Here is a 13,192-nt window from a genome sequence, read left to right as displayed (position 1 = left end):
TACGGGCGGGCCGCCCGGATTTCAGAGAAGAAGAGGCGTAAAATGGCGAAGGCTAAATTCGAGCGGAACAAGCCGCACTGCAACATCGGCACCATCGGTCACGTCGACCATGGCAAGACGTCGCTGACGGCTGCAATCACCAAGGTGCTGGCCAAGCACGGCGGCGGTGAAGCCGTCGACTTCGCCAATATCGACAAGGCGCCGGAAGAGCGCGAGCGCGGCATCACCATCTCGACGGCGCACGTCGAGTACGAGACCGACAAGCGGCACTATGCGCATGTCGATTGCCCGGGCCACGCCGACTACGTGAAGAACATGATCACTGGTGCCGCCCAGATGGACGGCGCGATCCTGGTCGTGTCTGCTGCTGACGGCCCGATGCCGCAGACCAAGGAGCACATCCTGCTCGCAGCGCAGGTCGGCGTTCCGACCATGGTCGTGTTCCTCAACAAGGTTGACCAGGTTGACGATCCCGAGCTGCTCGAGCTCGTCGAGCTCGAAATCCGCGAGGAGCTTTCCAAGCGCGGCTTCGACGGCGACAACATTCCCATTGTCGCCGGTTCGGCTCTCGCCGTCCTCGAGGACCGCAATCCCGAGATTGGCGAAGAGAAGATCATGGAGCTGATGAAGGCGGTCGACGACTGGATTCCCCAGCCGGAGCGTCCGCTCGACAAGCCCTTCCTGATGCCGATCGAAGACGTGTTCTCGATCTCGGGCCGCGGCACCGTCGTGACCGGTCGTGTCGAGACGGGTATCGTAAAGGTTGGCGAGGAAGTCGAAATCGTCGGCATCCGCGACACCCAGAAGACCGTCGTCACCGGCGTCGAGATGTTCCGCAAGCTGCTCGACCAGGGTCAGGCCGGCGACAACATCGGCGCGCTGCTTCGTGGCATCGGCCGTGAGGACGTCGAGCGCGGCCAGGTTCTCTGCAAGCCGGGCTCGATCACTCCGCACACGGACTTCCAGGCGGAAGTTTACGTGCTGTCGAAGGACGAGGGCGGCCGTCACACGCCGTTCTTCGCGAACTACCGTCCGCAGTTCTACTTCCGCACGACCGACGTGACGGGCGAAGTCCAGCTGCCGGAAGGCACCGAGATGGTGATGCCGGGCGACAACGTCAGCCTGGGTGTCAAGCTGATTGCTCCGATCGCCATGGATCCGGGTCTCCGCTTCGCAATTCGCGAGGGCGGCCGGACCGTCGGCGCGGGGGTTGTCGGAACGATCTCCAAGTAATATAGGGCTGCAACCGCGCGATTCTGATTCAGGGTCGCGCGGTTCGCTTTTGAGTTTTGTTTTATTGCGCGGGCTTCGGCGAATGCTGATGCTCGCAGGCTCTTTCGCATCGGTAGGGACATGGAAACGCAGAATATCCGTATTCGCCTGAAGGCTTTCGATCATCGAGTGCTCGATCAGGCAACTGGCGACATCGCCGACACGGCGCGCCGTACGGGTGCACTCATTCGCGGTCCGATTCCCCTTCCGACGCGTATCGAGAAGTTCACCGTCAACCGTTCGCCGCACATCGACAAGAAGTCGCGCGAGCAGTTCGAGGTGAGGACGTACAAGCGGCTGCTCGACATCGTCCAGCCGACGCCGCAGACGGTCGACGCGCTGATGAAGCTCGATCTGGCCGCCGGTGTAGACGTAGAGATCAAGCTGGCCTAACAGCCAGCCGTCGCTCCGACCCGGAGCGGCATCGAGAGGCTCCGGCCTTTCGGACATAGGGTGATACCGCGGAGCTTTTGGCTCCGGCTGCGTCCCCGCCGTCCCGCAGAATATGCGGGACACTAGCCCAGGCGGGGCACGCAATCAGTTCAATGGGCTACACGCCCGCGGAATGGTCCGCGGGCCTCTGTGAGGAGTCTTTGATCATGCGCACTGGCGTGATCGCGAAGAAGGTCGGAATGACGCGCCTCTTCCAGGCGGACGGTCGGCACGTGCCGGTTACCGTTCTCCAGCTGGACGAGGTTCAGGTCATCGGCCGCCGCGAAATGGACCGGGACGGCTACACCGCCGTCCAGCTTGGAGCAGGCACTGCGAAGGCGAAGAATGTCGCCAAGCCGCAGCGTGTCGCTTTCGGCAAGGCCGAAGTCGAGCCCAAGGCGAAGGTCGTTGAATTCCGCGTCGCCGAAGACGCTCTCCTGGACGTCGGCTCACGCATTAGCGCGGAGCACTTCGTTGCCGGCCAGCTGGTCGACATCGCGGGCGTGACTCAGGGCAAGGGCTTCGCCGGCGCCATGAAGCGCTGGGGCTTCGGCGGTCTTCGCGCTACCCACGGCGTTTCCGTTTCGCACCGTTCGCACGGTTCAACCGGTAACCGCCAGGATCCGGGCCGCGTCTTCAAGAACAAGAAGATGGCCGGCCACATGGGTGCCCGTAATCGCACCCAGCAGAACCTCGAGGTCGTCCGCACGGACCCGATCCGCGGCCTGCTATTCATCAAGGGCTCGGTTCCGGGTCACAAGGGTAGCTGGGTAACAGTCGAAGACGCCGTGAAGCTGCCGCGCCACGAGAATGCGCCGTACCCGGCCGGCATCCTCGACACGAAGGCGAAGATCGACGAATCGGAACTGCCGGTGGCGGGCCTGGTCGATGACGCAGCCGTCCACGAGATCCCGGCGCTCCCGAGCGACGAGGAAGTGGCGGCGATCGCGGCGGAGCAGGAAGCCGGTGCGGCTGCTGAAGCAGCGGCCGAGGCTGAAGCCGAAGCAAATGAGGGAACTGCGACCGAGGCTGGCGAAGGCCAGGCCGAGGACAATGGTTCCTCCGACGAAAACAAGGAAGGCTAAGCGATGAAGGTCAAGGTACAGACCCTCGACGCGAAGAGCGGGGGCGACCTCGAGCTCAATGACGAGATCTTCGGTGTCGAGCCGCGCGCCGACATCCTGCATCGCGTCGTCACGTGGCAGCTCGTCAATCGCCGCGGAACGGCTCGCGCCGCCCGTGAGCGCAGCGATGTTGCCCGCACCGGCAAGAAGTTCGGTCGCCAGAAGGGCGGCGGTACGGCTCGCCACGGCGATCGCCGCGCACCGATCTTCATCGGCGGCGGCAAGGCCCACGGCCCACGTGCCCGCGTGTTCAGCGCCTCGCTGAACAAGAAGGTTCGCGCGCTCGGCCTTAAGATGGCGCTTTCGTCGAAGGCTCTCGGCGGTCAGTTGATCGTGGTCGACAACCTCGACCTTAAGGACGGCAAGACCAAGGAGCTGAAAGCGAAGCTCGGCGGCCTCAACCTCGGCAAGTCGGCGCTGGTCATCGACGGTGACGCGCTGAACGTCGGTTTCGCCCGCGCGTCGTCGAACCTCAGCAATGTCGACCTGCTCCCGGCAGTCGGCGCTAACGTCTACGACATCATGCGCTGCGAGACCCTGGTCCTGACCAAGGCGGCGGTCGAGCGCCTGGAGGCACGGTTCAATGGCTAAGAAGCAGCAGGCAGCGGTCGACACGCGTCACTACGACGTGATCGTCGCTCCGCACATCACCGAGAAGTCGACCATGCTCTCCGAGCACAATGCGGTCGTCTTCAAGGTCGCGAAGGACGCGTCGAAGCCGGAGATCAAGGCTGCGGTCGAGGCGCTGTTCAACGTCAAGGTGACGGGCGTCAACACCATCGTTTCCAAGGGCAAGACCAAGCGCTGGAAGGGCCAAGCCTACCAGCGTTCGGACGCGAAGAAGGCGATCGTCACCCTCGCAGAAGGCGAGATGATCGACATTACGGAAGGGGCTAAGGCGTAATGGCTCTGAAGCAATATAAGCCGACCTCGCCGGCACGCCGCGGCCTGATCCTGGTCGACAAGTCGGCCCTGTGGAAGGGCAAGCCGGTCAAGGCGCTTACCGAGGGCAAGCGCAAGACGGGCGGCCGCAACAACAAGGGTCACGTGACCTCGCGTGGAATCGCCGGCGGTCACAAGCAGAAGTACCGCTACATCGACTTCAAGCGCCGTACCTGGGACGTCGCAGCGACCGTCGAGCGTCTCGAGTACGACCCGAACCGTTCGGCATTCATCGCGCTCGTGACCTACGAGGGCGGCGAGCAGGCCTACATCATCGCTCCGCAGCGTCTCGCTCCGGGCGACAAGGTCATCGCCGGCAAGAAGGTCGACGTGAAGCCGGGCAATGCGATGGAAATCGGCCAGATGCCGATCGGCACCATTGTCCACAACGTCGAGCTGAAGCCCGGCAAGGGCGGTCAGATTGCTCGCGCGGCAGGCACCTATGTGCAGGTCGTCGGCCGCGACAAGGGCATGGTCATCGTCAGGCTCAATTCAGGCGAGCAGCGCTACATCCGCTCGGACTGCATGGCGACGGTCGGCGCAGTGTCCAACCCGGACAATGCCAACCAGACCCTCGCCAAGGCAGGCCGCACCCGCTGGCTGGGCAAGCGCCCGCTGACCCGTGGTGTCGCCAAGAACCCGGTCGACCACCCGCACGGCGGTGGTGAAGGCCGGACCTCGGGCGGCCGTCATCCGGTCACTCCGTGGGGCAAGCCGACCAAGGGTGCCCGCACTCGTCACAACAAGTCGACCGACAAGTTCATCATTCGGTCGCGTCACGCGAAGAAGAAGGGTTAAGCAATGGCCCGTTCCATCTGGAAAGGCCCGTTCGTCGAGCTTTCGCTGCTGAAGAAGGCGGAAGCTGCGCAGGAAAAGGGCGGCCGCGCGCCGATCAAGACCTGGTCGCGCCGTTCGACGATCCTGCCGCAGTTCGTCGGCCTCACCTTCAATGTCTACAACGGCCGCAAGTTCGTGCCGGTGTCGGTCAATGAGGACATGGTCGGCATGAAGCTCGGTGAGTTCGCGCCGACCCGCTTCTTCCCTGGCCACGCCTCGGACAAGAAGGGCAAGCGCTGATGAGCAAGCAAGCAGCTCCCCGTAAGGTCGGCGACAAGGAAGCGCTCGCCGTCGGCACGATGATCCGCGGTTCGGCTCGCAAGCTGAACCTCGTCGCGGGCCTCATCCGCGGCCGCAAGGTCGAGGAAGCCCTCAACATCCTTCAGTTCTCGCCCAAGGCGATGGCTGACGACGTGCGCAAGGTGCTCGCGTCGGCGGTGGCCAATGCCGAGAACAACCACAACCTCGACGTCGACGCTTTGGTCGTGTCCGAGGCGAGTGTCGGCAAGTCGATCTCGATGAAGCGCTTCGCGACCCGTGCGCGTGGCCGTTCGAGCCGGATCGTCAAGCCGTTCAGCCGCATTCGGGTCGTCGTTCGCGAGCAGGAAGAAGCGTAACTTATGGGTCAGAAATCCTCTCCCGTCGGGCTCCGCCTGCAGATCAACCGGACCTGGGACAGCCGCTGGTTCGCGGAAGGCCATGACTATGGCCGTCTGCTGCTGGAGGACCTCAAGATCCGGAAGCACATCCTTTCGACGCTGCCGCAGGCCGCGATTTCGAAGGTGGTGATCGAGCGTCCGGCCAAGATCTGCCGCGTCAGCATCTATGCTGCTCGCCCGGGCGTGATCATCGGCAAGAAGGGCGCTGACATCGAGAAACTCCGCAAGGTTCTCGGTGCGATGACATCCTCGGACGTCAGCCTGAACATTGTCGAGATCCGCAAGCCGGAGATCGACGCCAAGCTCGTCGCCCAGGGCGTCGCCGACCAGCTCGAGCGCCGTATTGCGTTCCGCCGCGCCATGAAGCGCGCGGTACAGTCGGCTCTCCGCCTCGGCGCCGAAGGCATTCGTATCACCTGCGCGGGCCGTCTTGGCGGCGCCGAGATCGCTCGCACCGAATGGTACCGTGAAGGTCGCGTTCCGCTGCACACGCTGCGCGGCAACGTCGATTACGCGGAAGCCGAAGCCCACACCGCCTACGGCGTGTGCGGCGTGAAGGTGTGGATCTTCAAAGGCGAGATTCTCGGCCACGATCCGACGGCTCAGGACCGGCTGATGATGGAGGCCCAGACCTCCGGAGTCCGTCCGGCCCGCGAAGACCGCGGCAACCGGTAAGCGCGAAGGAAAGTAAGACATGCTGCAACCCAAGCGCACCAAGTTCCGCAAGGCCTTCAAGGGCCGCATCCATGGCAATGCCAAGGGTGGAACCGAGCTCAACTTCGGCGCCTTCGGCCTGAAGGCGATGGAGCCGGAGCGGATCACCGCGCGCCAGATCGAGGCGGCCCGCCGCGCGATCACGCGTCACATCAAGCGTTCCGGACGTCTCTGGATCCGCATTTTTCCGGACGTTCCGGTTTCGTCGAAGCCGGCCGAGGTCCGCATGGGTTCCGGTAAGGGCAGCCCCGAGTTCTGGGTCGCCCGCGTGAAGCCGGGCCGGATCCTGTTCGAGCTCGACGGCGTACCTGGCCACCTCGCCAAGACCGCTTTCGAGCGTGCGGCCGAGAAGCTGCCGATCAAGACGAAGGTCGTGGCCCGCCTCGGCGAGACCCTGGCCGGAGAGGAAAAGTAAGATGGCGAAGGCGAAGACCGCCAAGAAAGACGACCTGAAGGTCGCGACCGACGATCAGCTGCAGACGCAGCTGACGGAGCTGAAGCGCGAGCAGTTCAACCTGCGCTTCCAGGCGGCGACCAATCAGCTCGAGAAGCCGTCGCGGGTGAAGATCGTGCGCCGCACCATCGCTCGCATCAAGACGCTGCAGAGCGAACGCGCCCGCGCGGCCGAACCGGCCCAGGGCTGAGGAGACAGAGGAATGCCAAAGCGCGTCCTGAGCGGCACCGTGGTGTCCGACAAGGGTGACAAGACGGTGGTGGTCCGTGTCGAGCGGCGGGTGAAGCACCCGCTGTACGGCAAGATCATCAAGCTGTCGAAGAAGTACCACGCCCATGACGAGGCGAACGAATTCAAGGCTGGCGAGCAGGTTCGCATCGAGGAATGCGCTCCGATCTCGAAGCTGAAGACGTGGACGGTTCTCGATCGAATTGGCGCCGCCAAGGCTGCAGCCGTCGAGATCGTCGAGGGTGCTTCGAACCCGGTCGAAGAGAAGAAGGCTCCGGGCAAGGCCAAGGCTGAAAAGCCCGCCGCCAAGCCGGCTGCGAAGGCGAAGAAGGCGAAAGCCGACGCCGACGCGGACGCCTGAGCAGTTTTGAAAGAAGGTAGGGTCGAACAATGATCCAGATGCAGTCCAACCTCGAGGTTGCGGACAACAGCGGCGCGAAGCGCGTTCAGTGCATCAAGGTGCTGGGCGGATCGAAGCGTCGCGTTGCCGGCGTCGGCGACATCATCGTCGTTTCCGTCAAGGAAGCGGCGCCGCGCGGCCGCGTGAAGAAGGGCGACGTTCACCGTGCGGTGATCGTTCGCACAGCCAAGGACATCCGCCGTCCCGACGGTTCGGTGATCCGTTTCGACAGCAATGCCGCTGTCCTGGTCAACAAGAACGAGGAGCCGATCGGCACCCGTATCTTTGGCCCGGTCGTCCGTGAGCTTCGTGCGCGCAAGCACATGAAGATCATCAGCCTTGCGCCGGAGGTGCTGTAACCATGGCCGCCGCCAAGATTCGCAAGGGTGACACGGTCGTCGTCCTGTCCGGCAAGGACAAGGGCAAGACTGGCGAAGTCATCCGCTCGATGCCGAAGGACAGCAAGGTCGTCGTGTCCGGCGTGAATGTCGCCGCGCGTCACCGCAAGCCGTCCCAGGTGAACCCGCAGGGCGGGATTGAGCGCAAGGAAGCGCCTCTGCATGTGTCGAAGGTCGCGATTGCCGACCCGAAGACCGGCAAGGCAACCCGCGTCCGCTTTGAGGAGCGCGACGGCAAGAAGGTTCGCGTTGCGGCCAAGTCTGGAGAATTGATCCATGGCTGACAAAGAAAAGAAGATCGACGAGGCTCTCGAGCCTGCGACCGAGCAGGTAGAAGTCGAGCGCGTCGGCGAGGCTGAGAAGGCCGAGGCCGAGGCGGTCGAGGCATTGCCGAAGGTCGAAGAGGCTTCGGTGCCCAAGGCTGAAAAGACCGCTCCACGGCCGTCGAAGACGCCGAAGGGCTACACGCCGCGCCTCAAGTCCGATTACGAGGACCGCATCGTCAAGGCGATGACCGAGAAGTTCGGCTACAAGAACCGTCTCGAGGTTCCGAAGCTCGACAAGATCGTCATCAACATGGGCGTCGGCGAGGCCACGCAGGACAAGAAGAAGGTCGAGGCGGCTGCCGCCGAGATGCAGGCGATTGCCGGTCAGAAGCCGGTCATTGCCAAGGCCAAGAAGTCGATCGCTCAGTTCAAGCTGCGTGAAGGCATGCCGATCGGCTGCAAGGTCACCCTGCGCCGGGACCGCATGTTCGAGTTCCTCGACCGCCTGGTCACCATCGCACTCCCGCGCGTCCGCGATTTCCGGGGTCTCAATCCCAAGTCGTTCGACGGCCGCGGCAACTACGCGATGGGCCTCAAGGAGCAGATCATTTTCCCCGAGATCAACTACGACCAGATCGACAAGGTCCGGGGATGGACATCATCGTAACCACCACCGCGAAGACGGACGAAGAGGCGCGCGAGCTGCTGCGCCTGTTCAACTTCCCGTTCCCGCGTGACGAGGAGCAGAAGCAGGCTGCCTGAGGGCAGGACCTGCTTCTCTTAAGGAGAAGAACTTAAGTCATGGCGAAACTGAGTTCGATCAACAAGAACGAGCGTCGCAAGAAGCTCGTCCAGAAATACGCGTCGAAGTACGAGAAGCTGAAGGCTATCGCGAACGACGAGTCCAAGGACGAGACCGAGCGGCTGATCGCACGGCTCAAGATGGCGGAGCTTCCGCGCAACGGTAACCCGACGCGCATTCGCAACCGCTGTGAGCTCACCGGGCGTTCGCGCGCCTATTATCGCAAGTTCCGCTTGTCGCGGATCATGCTCCGGGAACTGGCCAACAAAGGCCTGATTCCGGGCGTCACCAAGTCGAGCTGGTAAGGGCCGCAGATGGCGATGACCGATCCATTGGGTGATATGCTCACCCGCATTCGCAACGGCCAGCAGGCACGCAAGGATTCCATCGTGACTCCAGCGTCCAACCTGCGCGTCCGTGTGCTCGATGTGCTCCAGCGTGAGGGCTATATCCGCGGCTATTCGGAAGAAGAGCTCGCCGGCCACCGCGGTCTGCGCATTGAGCTCAAGTATTTCGAAGGCCAGCCGGCTATCCAGCACCTGGCCCGCGTGTCCAAACCTGGCCGCCGCGTCTATTCGGCTGCCCGCGAGCTCCCGCGCGTCCGCAACGGACTCGGCACGATCATCGTGTCGACCCCGCGTGGCGTGCTCTCGGATGCCGAGGCTCGTGAGCAGAACGTCGGCGGCGAAGTGCTGGCGGAGGTATTCTAAGATGTCCCGCATCGGAAAACGGCCAGTGCCGCTGCCTTCGGGCGTAAGCGCAAGCACCGAAGGCCAGACTCTGTCGGTCAAGGGGCCGAAAGGAACGCTTCAGCTGCAGATGCGTGACGAGATCCGTTACGACATTTCGGACGAAGGCATTTCTGTTCAGCCGGCCAACGAGACCAAGGCTGCACGCGCGTTCTGGGGAATGCAGCGTACTTTGGTTCAGAACCTCGTCACGGGCGTGTCGGATGGTTTCACCAAGGTGCTTGAGATCAGCGGCGTCGGCTATCGTGCCCAGGCACAGGGCAAGAATTTGCGCCTGCAGCTTGGCTACAGCCACGACGTGAATTTCCCCGTCCCTGAGGGTGTCGAAGTGAAGACGCCGGATCAGACCACGGTCGAGATCAGTGGCATCGACAAGCAGAAAGTCGGTCAGGTCGCGGCCGAAATCCGCCGCTGGCGCAAGCCGGAGCCTTACAAGGGCAAGGGCATCAAGTATCGCGGCGAGTTCATCTTCCGCAAAGAAGGCAAGAAGAAGTAAGCCATGGCGAAACTCTCTCTCTTCGACCGCCGCCGGCGCCGTGTCCGCACGTCGCTCCGCGCGCGTTCCGCGGGCAAGCCGCGTCTTTCGGTCCACCGTTCGGGCCGCCATATCTATGCGCAGGTCATCGACGATACTGCCGGCAAGACGATCGCGTCCGCCTCGACCCTGGACAAGGACGTCAAGGCCAAGACCGGAGCGACCCGCGACGCGGCTGCCGCGGTCGGGAAGGCTGTTGCCGAGCGCGCGAAGAAGGCTGGTGTGTCGACGGTCGTGTTCGACCGCGGCGGCTTCCTGTTCCATGGCCGGGTGAAGGCCCTGGCCGATGCCGCCCGTGAAGGCGGATTGGAGTTCTAAATGGCTGACGAAAACGAAACCCCGCAGGTGGACGCTCCCGCCGAGGTGCCAGCCGAAGCCGCGCCCGCAGCGGAAGCGGCTCCTGCCGCTGAGACCGGACGTCCCGAGGGTGATCGCCCGCAGGGTCGCGGCCCACGCGGACCGCGTGGCGGCCGTGGCCGTGGCGGCAACGATCGTGGTGGCGGCCGTGGCCGTCGTGACGACCGTCGAGGCGGACGTGGCGGCGACGATGACGGTGGTGAGGAGCTGATCGAAAAGCTCGTTCACATCAACCGCGTCTCGAAGACGGTTAAGGGCGGTAAGCGCTTCGGTTTCGCAGCGCTCGTCGTCGTCGGCGACGGCAAGGGCCGCGCCGGATTCGGTCATGGCAAGGCTCGCGAAGTTCCCGAGGCGATCAGCAAGGCGACTGCCGCTGCGAAGAAGGCGATGATCCGCGTTCCGCTGCGCGATGGCCGCACGCTGCACCATGACGGGCTCGGCCACTTCGGCGCAGGCCGTGTGACGGTCCGTACCGCTCCGGCGGGAACCGGCATCATCGCCGGCGGCCCGATGCGCGCCATTTTCGAAAGCCTCGGCGTTGCCGACGTTGTCACCAAGTCGGTCGGCACGTCCAACCCGTACAACATGATCCGCGCGACCTTCGAGGCGCTCAAGGAGCAGACGAGCCCGCGCTCGGTTGCCCAGCGCCGCGGCAAGAAGGTTGCCGACCTGCTCGGCCGTGGCGGCGCAAGCGCTACCGAAGCCGAGGCTCAGGCCGAAGCGATCACGGAGTAATAGTGATGGCAAAGATCAAGATCACCCAGACCGGATCGCCGATCCGCCGCGACAAGACGCAGCGGGCGACGCTCGTCGGCCTCGGGCTCAACAAGATGCACCGCACCGTGGAAGTGGAAGAGACCCCGAGGTCCTCGGCCAGGTCCGCAAGGTGGCGCACCTCGTGAGCGTCGAAGCCGCCTAACCAACGATTTGGCCCTGCTTCGGCGGGGTCATGCGCGACAAAAGCGAAAGCGAGTGCAGACAAAATGAAACTCAACGAACTCCGCGACAATCCTGGTGCTCGTAAGACCCGCATGCGGGTCGGCCGTGGTATCGGTTCGGGCAAGGGAAAGACGTCGGGCCGCGGCCAGAAGGGTCAGACGAGTCGCTCCGGCGTCTCAATCTTCGGCTTCGAAGGTGGCCAGATGCCGCTCCACATGCGGTTGCCGAAGCGCGGCTTCAACAACATCTTCGGCAAGGACTATGCCGAGGTGAACGTAGGCGCGATCCAGAAGGCGATCGATGCCGGCAAGCTCGATGCCAAGGGCACGCTCGACCATGACGCGCTGAAGGCCGCTGGCCTGGCCCGTGGCGGCAAGGACGGCGTCCGCGTTCTCGGCAAGGGTGAGCTGAAGGCGAAGCTGTCGCTGAAGATCGCCGGCGCGTCGAAGGGCGCCCGCGAGGCGATCGAGAAGGCCGGCGGTTCTATCGAGTTCATCGAGCGCAAGAATCCGGCCGAACTGGCCGCCGCCAAGAAGGGCAAGGCTCGCGAGGCTCGGTTGGCCGACAAGACGGCCAAGAGTGCAGCCAAGGCCTAAGAGCTTCCCCGCCGCAAAATAGTGGCGTCCGGGGCTTAGCCTTCTAGGATCAACCCACTATATCCGCCGGCGGGGTAGCAATCGCAGCACTGATGCTGCGCAGTCCGGGGACGAATTGAATGGCATCCGTAGCCGAACAAATGGCGGGTAACATCAGCCTGGCGAACTTCGCCAAGGCGACCGAGCTCAAGAAGAGGCTCTGGTTCACGCTCGGCGCGCTGATCCTGTTCCGGTTCCTGTCCTACGTTCCAATGCCGGGTATCGACCCGACCGCGATGACTTCGCTGTTCGATACCCAGAAGGGCGGCGTCCTCGACTTCTTCAACACTTTCTCCGGCGGTTCGCTGTCGCGCGCGAGTATCATCGCGCTCGGCGTCATGCCGTACATCACCGCGTCTATCGTCGTTCAGCTCGGCGCGACCCTCTACGGGCCGTGGCAGCAGTTGAAGAAAGAGGGTGAGACTGGCCGCAAGAAGATGAACCAGTACACCCGCTACCTGACCGTCTTGCTGACGTCGGTACAAGGCTACTGGATCGCGGTCGGGCTGGAGACGCTTGGCGCGACCCAGGGCATCAGCGCGGTGGTCGAACCGGGCCTCATGTTCCGCATCGCGGCGACCATCAGCCTCGTCGGCGGCACCTTGTTCCTCATGTGGATCGGTGAGCAGATCACCAGCCGAGGCATCGGCAACGGCGTGTCCCTCATCATCATGGCCGGCATCGTCGCATCGATGCCCGTCCATATCGCGCAGTTGTTCGAAGGTGGCCGCACGGGCACAATGGACCCGCTGCTCGTCGCCGCGATCGTCGCTCTGGCCGTCGGCCTCGTCCTGTTCATCTGCTTCGTCGAGCGCGCCCAGCGACGCGTCCCGATCCAGTATCCGAAGCGTCAAACCGCTCGCGGAATGATGCAGCCGGAGCGCAGCCACCTGCCGATCAAGATCAACATCGCGGGCGTCATCCCGCCGATCTTCGCATCGTCGCTGCTGCTGATGCCGCTGACCATCCTGCAGATGGCGGGCGCGCGCAGCAATCCGGATTCGGGCGATTGGCTGATCACCGTCAGCACCTACCTGCAGCACGGCTCGCCTCTGTACCTGCTGCTCTACGGCGCGGGCATTGCCTTCTTCTGCTTCTTCTACGCCGCGGTGCAGTTCAACAGCGAGGAGACCGCTGAGAATCTGAAGCGCCACGGCGGCTTCATCCCTGGCATCCGTCCCGGCAAGGCGACCGAGAATTACTTCGATTATCTGATCAGCCGGGTGACGGTGATCGGTGCGGCCTATCTCGTGCTGATCTGCCTCATTCCGGAGATCCTGTTCAGCCAGGCGGGCGTTCCCTTCTACCTGGGTGGCACCAGCCTCCTGATCGTCGTCAACGTCACGATGGATACGGTCGCGCAGATCCAGAGCCATCTGATCGCCCACCAGTACGGTGACCTCATCAAGAAGGCGAAGCTGAAGACCAGCCGCAAGCGCTGACCGGCTT

20 protein-coding genes and 3 pseudogenes are annotated in these 13,192 nt (G+C 63.6%); all 23 read left to right on the top strand.

Annotated features, from left to right (window positions below):
- Positions 1-42: 42 nt before the first annotated feature.
- Positions 43-1,233, top strand: coding sequence for an elongation factor Tu (gene tuf, locus H9L14_RS09925; RefSeq protein ID WP_187707971.1), 1,191 nt, complete (start codon positions 43-45; stop codon positions 1,231-1,233).
- A 120-nt stretch (positions 1,234-1,353) separates the two neighbouring features.
- The gene (gene rpsJ / locus H9L14_RS09920; protein WP_044450118.1) at positions 1,354-1,665 is read left to right on the top strand and encodes a 30S ribosomal protein S10; all 312 of its coding nucleotides are present in this window, start codon (positions 1,354-1,356) and stop codon (positions 1,663-1,665) included.
- Positions 1,666-1,871: 206 nt separating this feature from the next.
- Positions 1,872-2,789: a 50S ribosomal protein L3 gene (rplC, locus tag H9L14_RS09915; protein ID WP_187707970.1), complete on the top strand. Its 918-nt coding sequence runs from the start codon at positions 1,872-1,874 to the stop codon at positions 2,787-2,789.
- A 3-nt stretch (positions 2,790-2,792) separates the two neighbouring features.
- Positions 2,793-3,419: a 50S ribosomal protein L4 gene (rplD, locus tag H9L14_RS09910; RefSeq protein WP_187707969.1), complete on the top strand. Its 627-nt coding sequence runs from the start codon at positions 2,793-2,795 to the stop codon at positions 3,417-3,419.
- A complete protein-coding gene (locus H9L14_RS09905; protein WP_187707968.1) occupies positions 3,412-3,732 on the top strand; it encodes a 50S ribosomal protein L23 in 321 nt (106 codons plus the stop codon). Before rplD ends, H9L14_RS09905 begins: the two co-directional genes overlap by 8 nt.
- Positions 3,732-4,568 carry a 50S ribosomal protein L2 gene (rplB, locus tag H9L14_RS09900; RefSeq protein WP_187707967.1) on the top strand — a complete coding sequence of 279 codons (837 nt, stop codon included), beginning with the start codon at positions 3,732-3,734 and terminating at the stop codon, positions 4,566-4,568. The genes H9L14_RS09905 and rplB overlap by 1 nt, the downstream gene beginning before the upstream one ends.
- A gap of 3 nt (positions 4,569-4,571) precedes the next feature.
- On the top strand, positions 4,572-4,847 hold the full coding sequence (gene rpsS / locus H9L14_RS09895) for a 30S ribosomal protein S19 (RefSeq protein WP_187707966.1): 276 nt from the start codon (positions 4,572-4,574) through the stop codon (positions 4,845-4,847).
- Positions 4,847-5,224 (top strand): 50S ribosomal protein L22, encoded by a 378-nt coding sequence (gene rplV / locus H9L14_RS09890; protein WP_187707965.1) that lies wholly within the window; start codon positions 4,847-4,849, stop codon positions 5,222-5,224. Before rpsS ends, rplV begins: the two co-directional genes overlap by 1 nt.
- A gap of 3 nt (positions 5,225-5,227) precedes the next feature.
- The gene (rpsC, locus tag H9L14_RS09885) at positions 5,228-5,941 is read left to right on the top strand and encodes a 30S ribosomal protein S3 (protein WP_187707964.1); all 714 of its coding nucleotides are present in this window, start codon (positions 5,228-5,230) and stop codon (positions 5,939-5,941) included.
- 19 nt (positions 5,942-5,960) lie between these two features.
- Entirely contained in the window at positions 5,961-6,395 is a 435-nt protein-coding gene (gene rplP, locus H9L14_RS09880) for a 50S ribosomal protein L16 (RefSeq protein ID WP_187707963.1), read from the top strand.
- A 1-nt stretch (position 6,396) separates the two neighbouring features.
- A complete protein-coding gene (gene rpmC / locus H9L14_RS09875) occupies positions 6,397-6,624 on the top strand; it encodes a 50S ribosomal protein L29 (RefSeq protein WP_187707962.1) in 228 nt (75 codons plus the stop codon).
- Between the two features lie 12 nt (positions 6,625-6,636).
- Positions 6,637-6,885: pseudogene (gene rpsQ / locus H9L14_RS15940) on the top strand (30S ribosomal protein S17); the annotation flags it as partial.
- 167 nt (positions 6,886-7,052) lie between these two features.
- Positions 7,053-7,421 (top strand): 50S ribosomal protein L14, encoded by a 369-nt coding sequence (gene rplN / locus H9L14_RS09865; protein ID WP_187707960.1) that lies wholly within the window; start codon positions 7,053-7,055, stop codon positions 7,419-7,421.
- A 2-nt stretch (positions 7,422-7,423) separates the two neighbouring features.
- Positions 7,424-7,744 (top strand): 50S ribosomal protein L24, encoded by a 321-nt coding sequence (gene rplX / locus H9L14_RS09860; RefSeq protein ID WP_187707959.1) that lies wholly within the window; start codon positions 7,424-7,426, stop codon positions 7,742-7,744.
- 226 nt (positions 7,745-7,970) lie between these two features.
- Positions 7,971-8,488: pseudogene (gene rplE, locus H9L14_RS09855) on the top strand (50S ribosomal protein L5).
- Between the two features lie 39 nt (positions 8,489-8,527).
- Complete coding sequence (rpsN, locus tag H9L14_RS09850; RefSeq protein WP_187707958.1) at positions 8,528-8,833, top strand: 30S ribosomal protein S14; 306 nt, start codon at positions 8,528-8,530, stop codon at positions 8,831-8,833.
- Positions 8,834-8,842: 9 nt separating this feature from the next.
- Entirely contained in the window at positions 8,843-9,238 is a 396-nt protein-coding gene (gene rpsH / locus H9L14_RS09845; protein WP_187707957.1) for a 30S ribosomal protein S8, read from the top strand.
- Between the two features lies 1 nt (position 9,239).
- Positions 9,240-9,773, top strand: a complete 534-nt coding sequence (gene rplF / locus H9L14_RS09840) for a 50S ribosomal protein L6 (RefSeq protein WP_187707956.1) — start codon at positions 9,240-9,242, stop codon at positions 9,771-9,773.
- Between the two features lie 3 nt (positions 9,774-9,776).
- Positions 9,777-10,130, top strand: coding sequence for a 50S ribosomal protein L18 (rplR, locus tag H9L14_RS09835; protein WP_187707955.1), 354 nt, complete (start codon positions 9,777-9,779; stop codon positions 10,128-10,130).
- Positions 10,131-10,904 carry a 30S ribosomal protein S5 gene (gene rpsE, locus H9L14_RS09830; protein ID WP_246444072.1) on the top strand — a complete coding sequence of 258 codons (774 nt, stop codon included), beginning with the start codon at positions 10,131-10,133 and terminating at the stop codon, positions 10,902-10,904.
- 5 nt (positions 10,905-10,909) lie between these two features.
- Positions 10,910-11,088 (top strand): annotated as a pseudogene (rpmD, locus tag H9L14_RS09825) (50S ribosomal protein L30).
- A gap of 64 nt (positions 11,089-11,152) precedes the next feature.
- Positions 11,153-11,704: a 50S ribosomal protein L15 gene (gene rplO / locus H9L14_RS09820; RefSeq protein WP_187707954.1), complete on the top strand. Its 552-nt coding sequence runs from the start codon at positions 11,153-11,155 to the stop codon at positions 11,702-11,704.
- Between the two features lie 119 nt (positions 11,705-11,823).
- The gene (gene secY, locus H9L14_RS09815) at positions 11,824-13,185 is read left to right on the top strand and encodes a preprotein translocase subunit SecY (protein ID WP_187707953.1); all 1,362 of its coding nucleotides are present in this window, start codon (positions 11,824-11,826) and stop codon (positions 13,183-13,185) included.
- Positions 13,186-13,192: the final 7 nt, after the last annotated feature.

The sequence above is a fragment of the Sphingomonas sediminicola genome, assembly GCF_014489515.1.
GTDB classification, from domain to species: Bacteria; Pseudomonadota; Alphaproteobacteria; order Sphingomonadales; family Sphingomonadaceae; genus Sphingomicrobium; species Sphingomicrobium sediminicola.
Note: the sequence above shows the minus strand (reverse complement) of the source record. Positions and strands in the feature narration are given on the sequence as shown.

Bases quoted from the DNA above. Each gene is read 5' to 3' on its own strand.
- tuf (WP_187707971.1), top strand. From the start codon at position 43: ATGGCGAAGGCTAAATTCGAGCGGAACAAGCCGCACTGCAACATCGGC.
- rpsJ (WP_044450118.1), top strand. From the start codon at position 1,354: ATGGAAACGCAGAATATCCGTATTCGCCTGAAGGCTTTCGATCATCGA.
- rplC (WP_187707970.1), top strand. From the start codon at position 1,872: ATGCGCACTGGCGTGATCGCGAAGAAGGTCGGAATGACGCGCCTCTTC.
- rplD (WP_187707969.1), top strand. From the start codon at position 2,793: ATGAAGGTCAAGGTACAGACCCTCGACGCGAAGAGCGGGGGCGACCTC.
- H9L14_RS09905 (WP_187707968.1), top strand. From the start codon at position 3,412: ATGGCTAAGAAGCAGCAGGCAGCGGTCGACACGCGTCACTACGACGTG.
- rplB (WP_187707967.1), top strand. From the start codon at position 3,732: ATGGCTCTGAAGCAATATAAGCCGACCTCGCCGGCACGCCGCGGCCTG.
- rpsS (WP_187707966.1), top strand. From the start codon at position 4,572: ATGGCCCGTTCCATCTGGAAAGGCCCGTTCGTCGAGCTTTCGCTGCTG.
- rplV (WP_187707965.1), top strand. From the start codon at position 4,847: ATGAGCAAGCAAGCAGCTCCCCGTAAGGTCGGCGACAAGGAAGCGCTC.
- rpsC (WP_187707964.1), top strand. From the start codon at position 5,228: ATGGGTCAGAAATCCTCTCCCGTCGGGCTCCGCCTGCAGATCAACCGG.
- rplP (WP_187707963.1), top strand. From the start codon at position 5,961: ATGCTGCAACCCAAGCGCACCAAGTTCCGCAAGGCCTTCAAGGGCCGC.
- rpmC (WP_187707962.1), top strand. From the start codon at position 6,397: ATGGCGAAGGCGAAGACCGCCAAGAAAGACGACCTGAAGGTCGCGACC.
- rplN (WP_187707960.1), top strand. From the start codon at position 7,053: ATGATCCAGATGCAGTCCAACCTCGAGGTTGCGGACAACAGCGGCGCG.
- rplX (WP_187707959.1), top strand. From the start codon at position 7,424: ATGGCCGCCGCCAAGATTCGCAAGGGTGACACGGTCGTCGTCCTGTCC.
- rpsN (WP_187707958.1), top strand. From the start codon at position 8,528: ATGGCGAAACTGAGTTCGATCAACAAGAACGAGCGTCGCAAGAAGCTC.
- rpsH (WP_187707957.1), top strand. From the start codon at position 8,843: ATGGCGATGACCGATCCATTGGGTGATATGCTCACCCGCATTCGCAAC.
- rplF (WP_187707956.1), top strand. From the start codon at position 9,240: ATGTCCCGCATCGGAAAACGGCCAGTGCCGCTGCCTTCGGGCGTAAGC.
- rplR (WP_187707955.1), top strand. From the start codon at position 9,777: ATGGCGAAACTCTCTCTCTTCGACCGCCGCCGGCGCCGTGTCCGCACG.
- rpsE (WP_246444072.1), top strand. From the start codon at position 10,131: ATGGCTGACGAAAACGAAACCCCGCAGGTGGACGCTCCCGCCGAGGTG.
- rplO (WP_187707954.1), top strand. From the start codon at position 11,153: ATGAAACTCAACGAACTCCGCGACAATCCTGGTGCTCGTAAGACCCGC.
- secY (WP_187707953.1), top strand. From the start codon at position 11,824: ATGGCATCCGTAGCCGAACAAATGGCGGGTAACATCAGCCTGGCGAAC.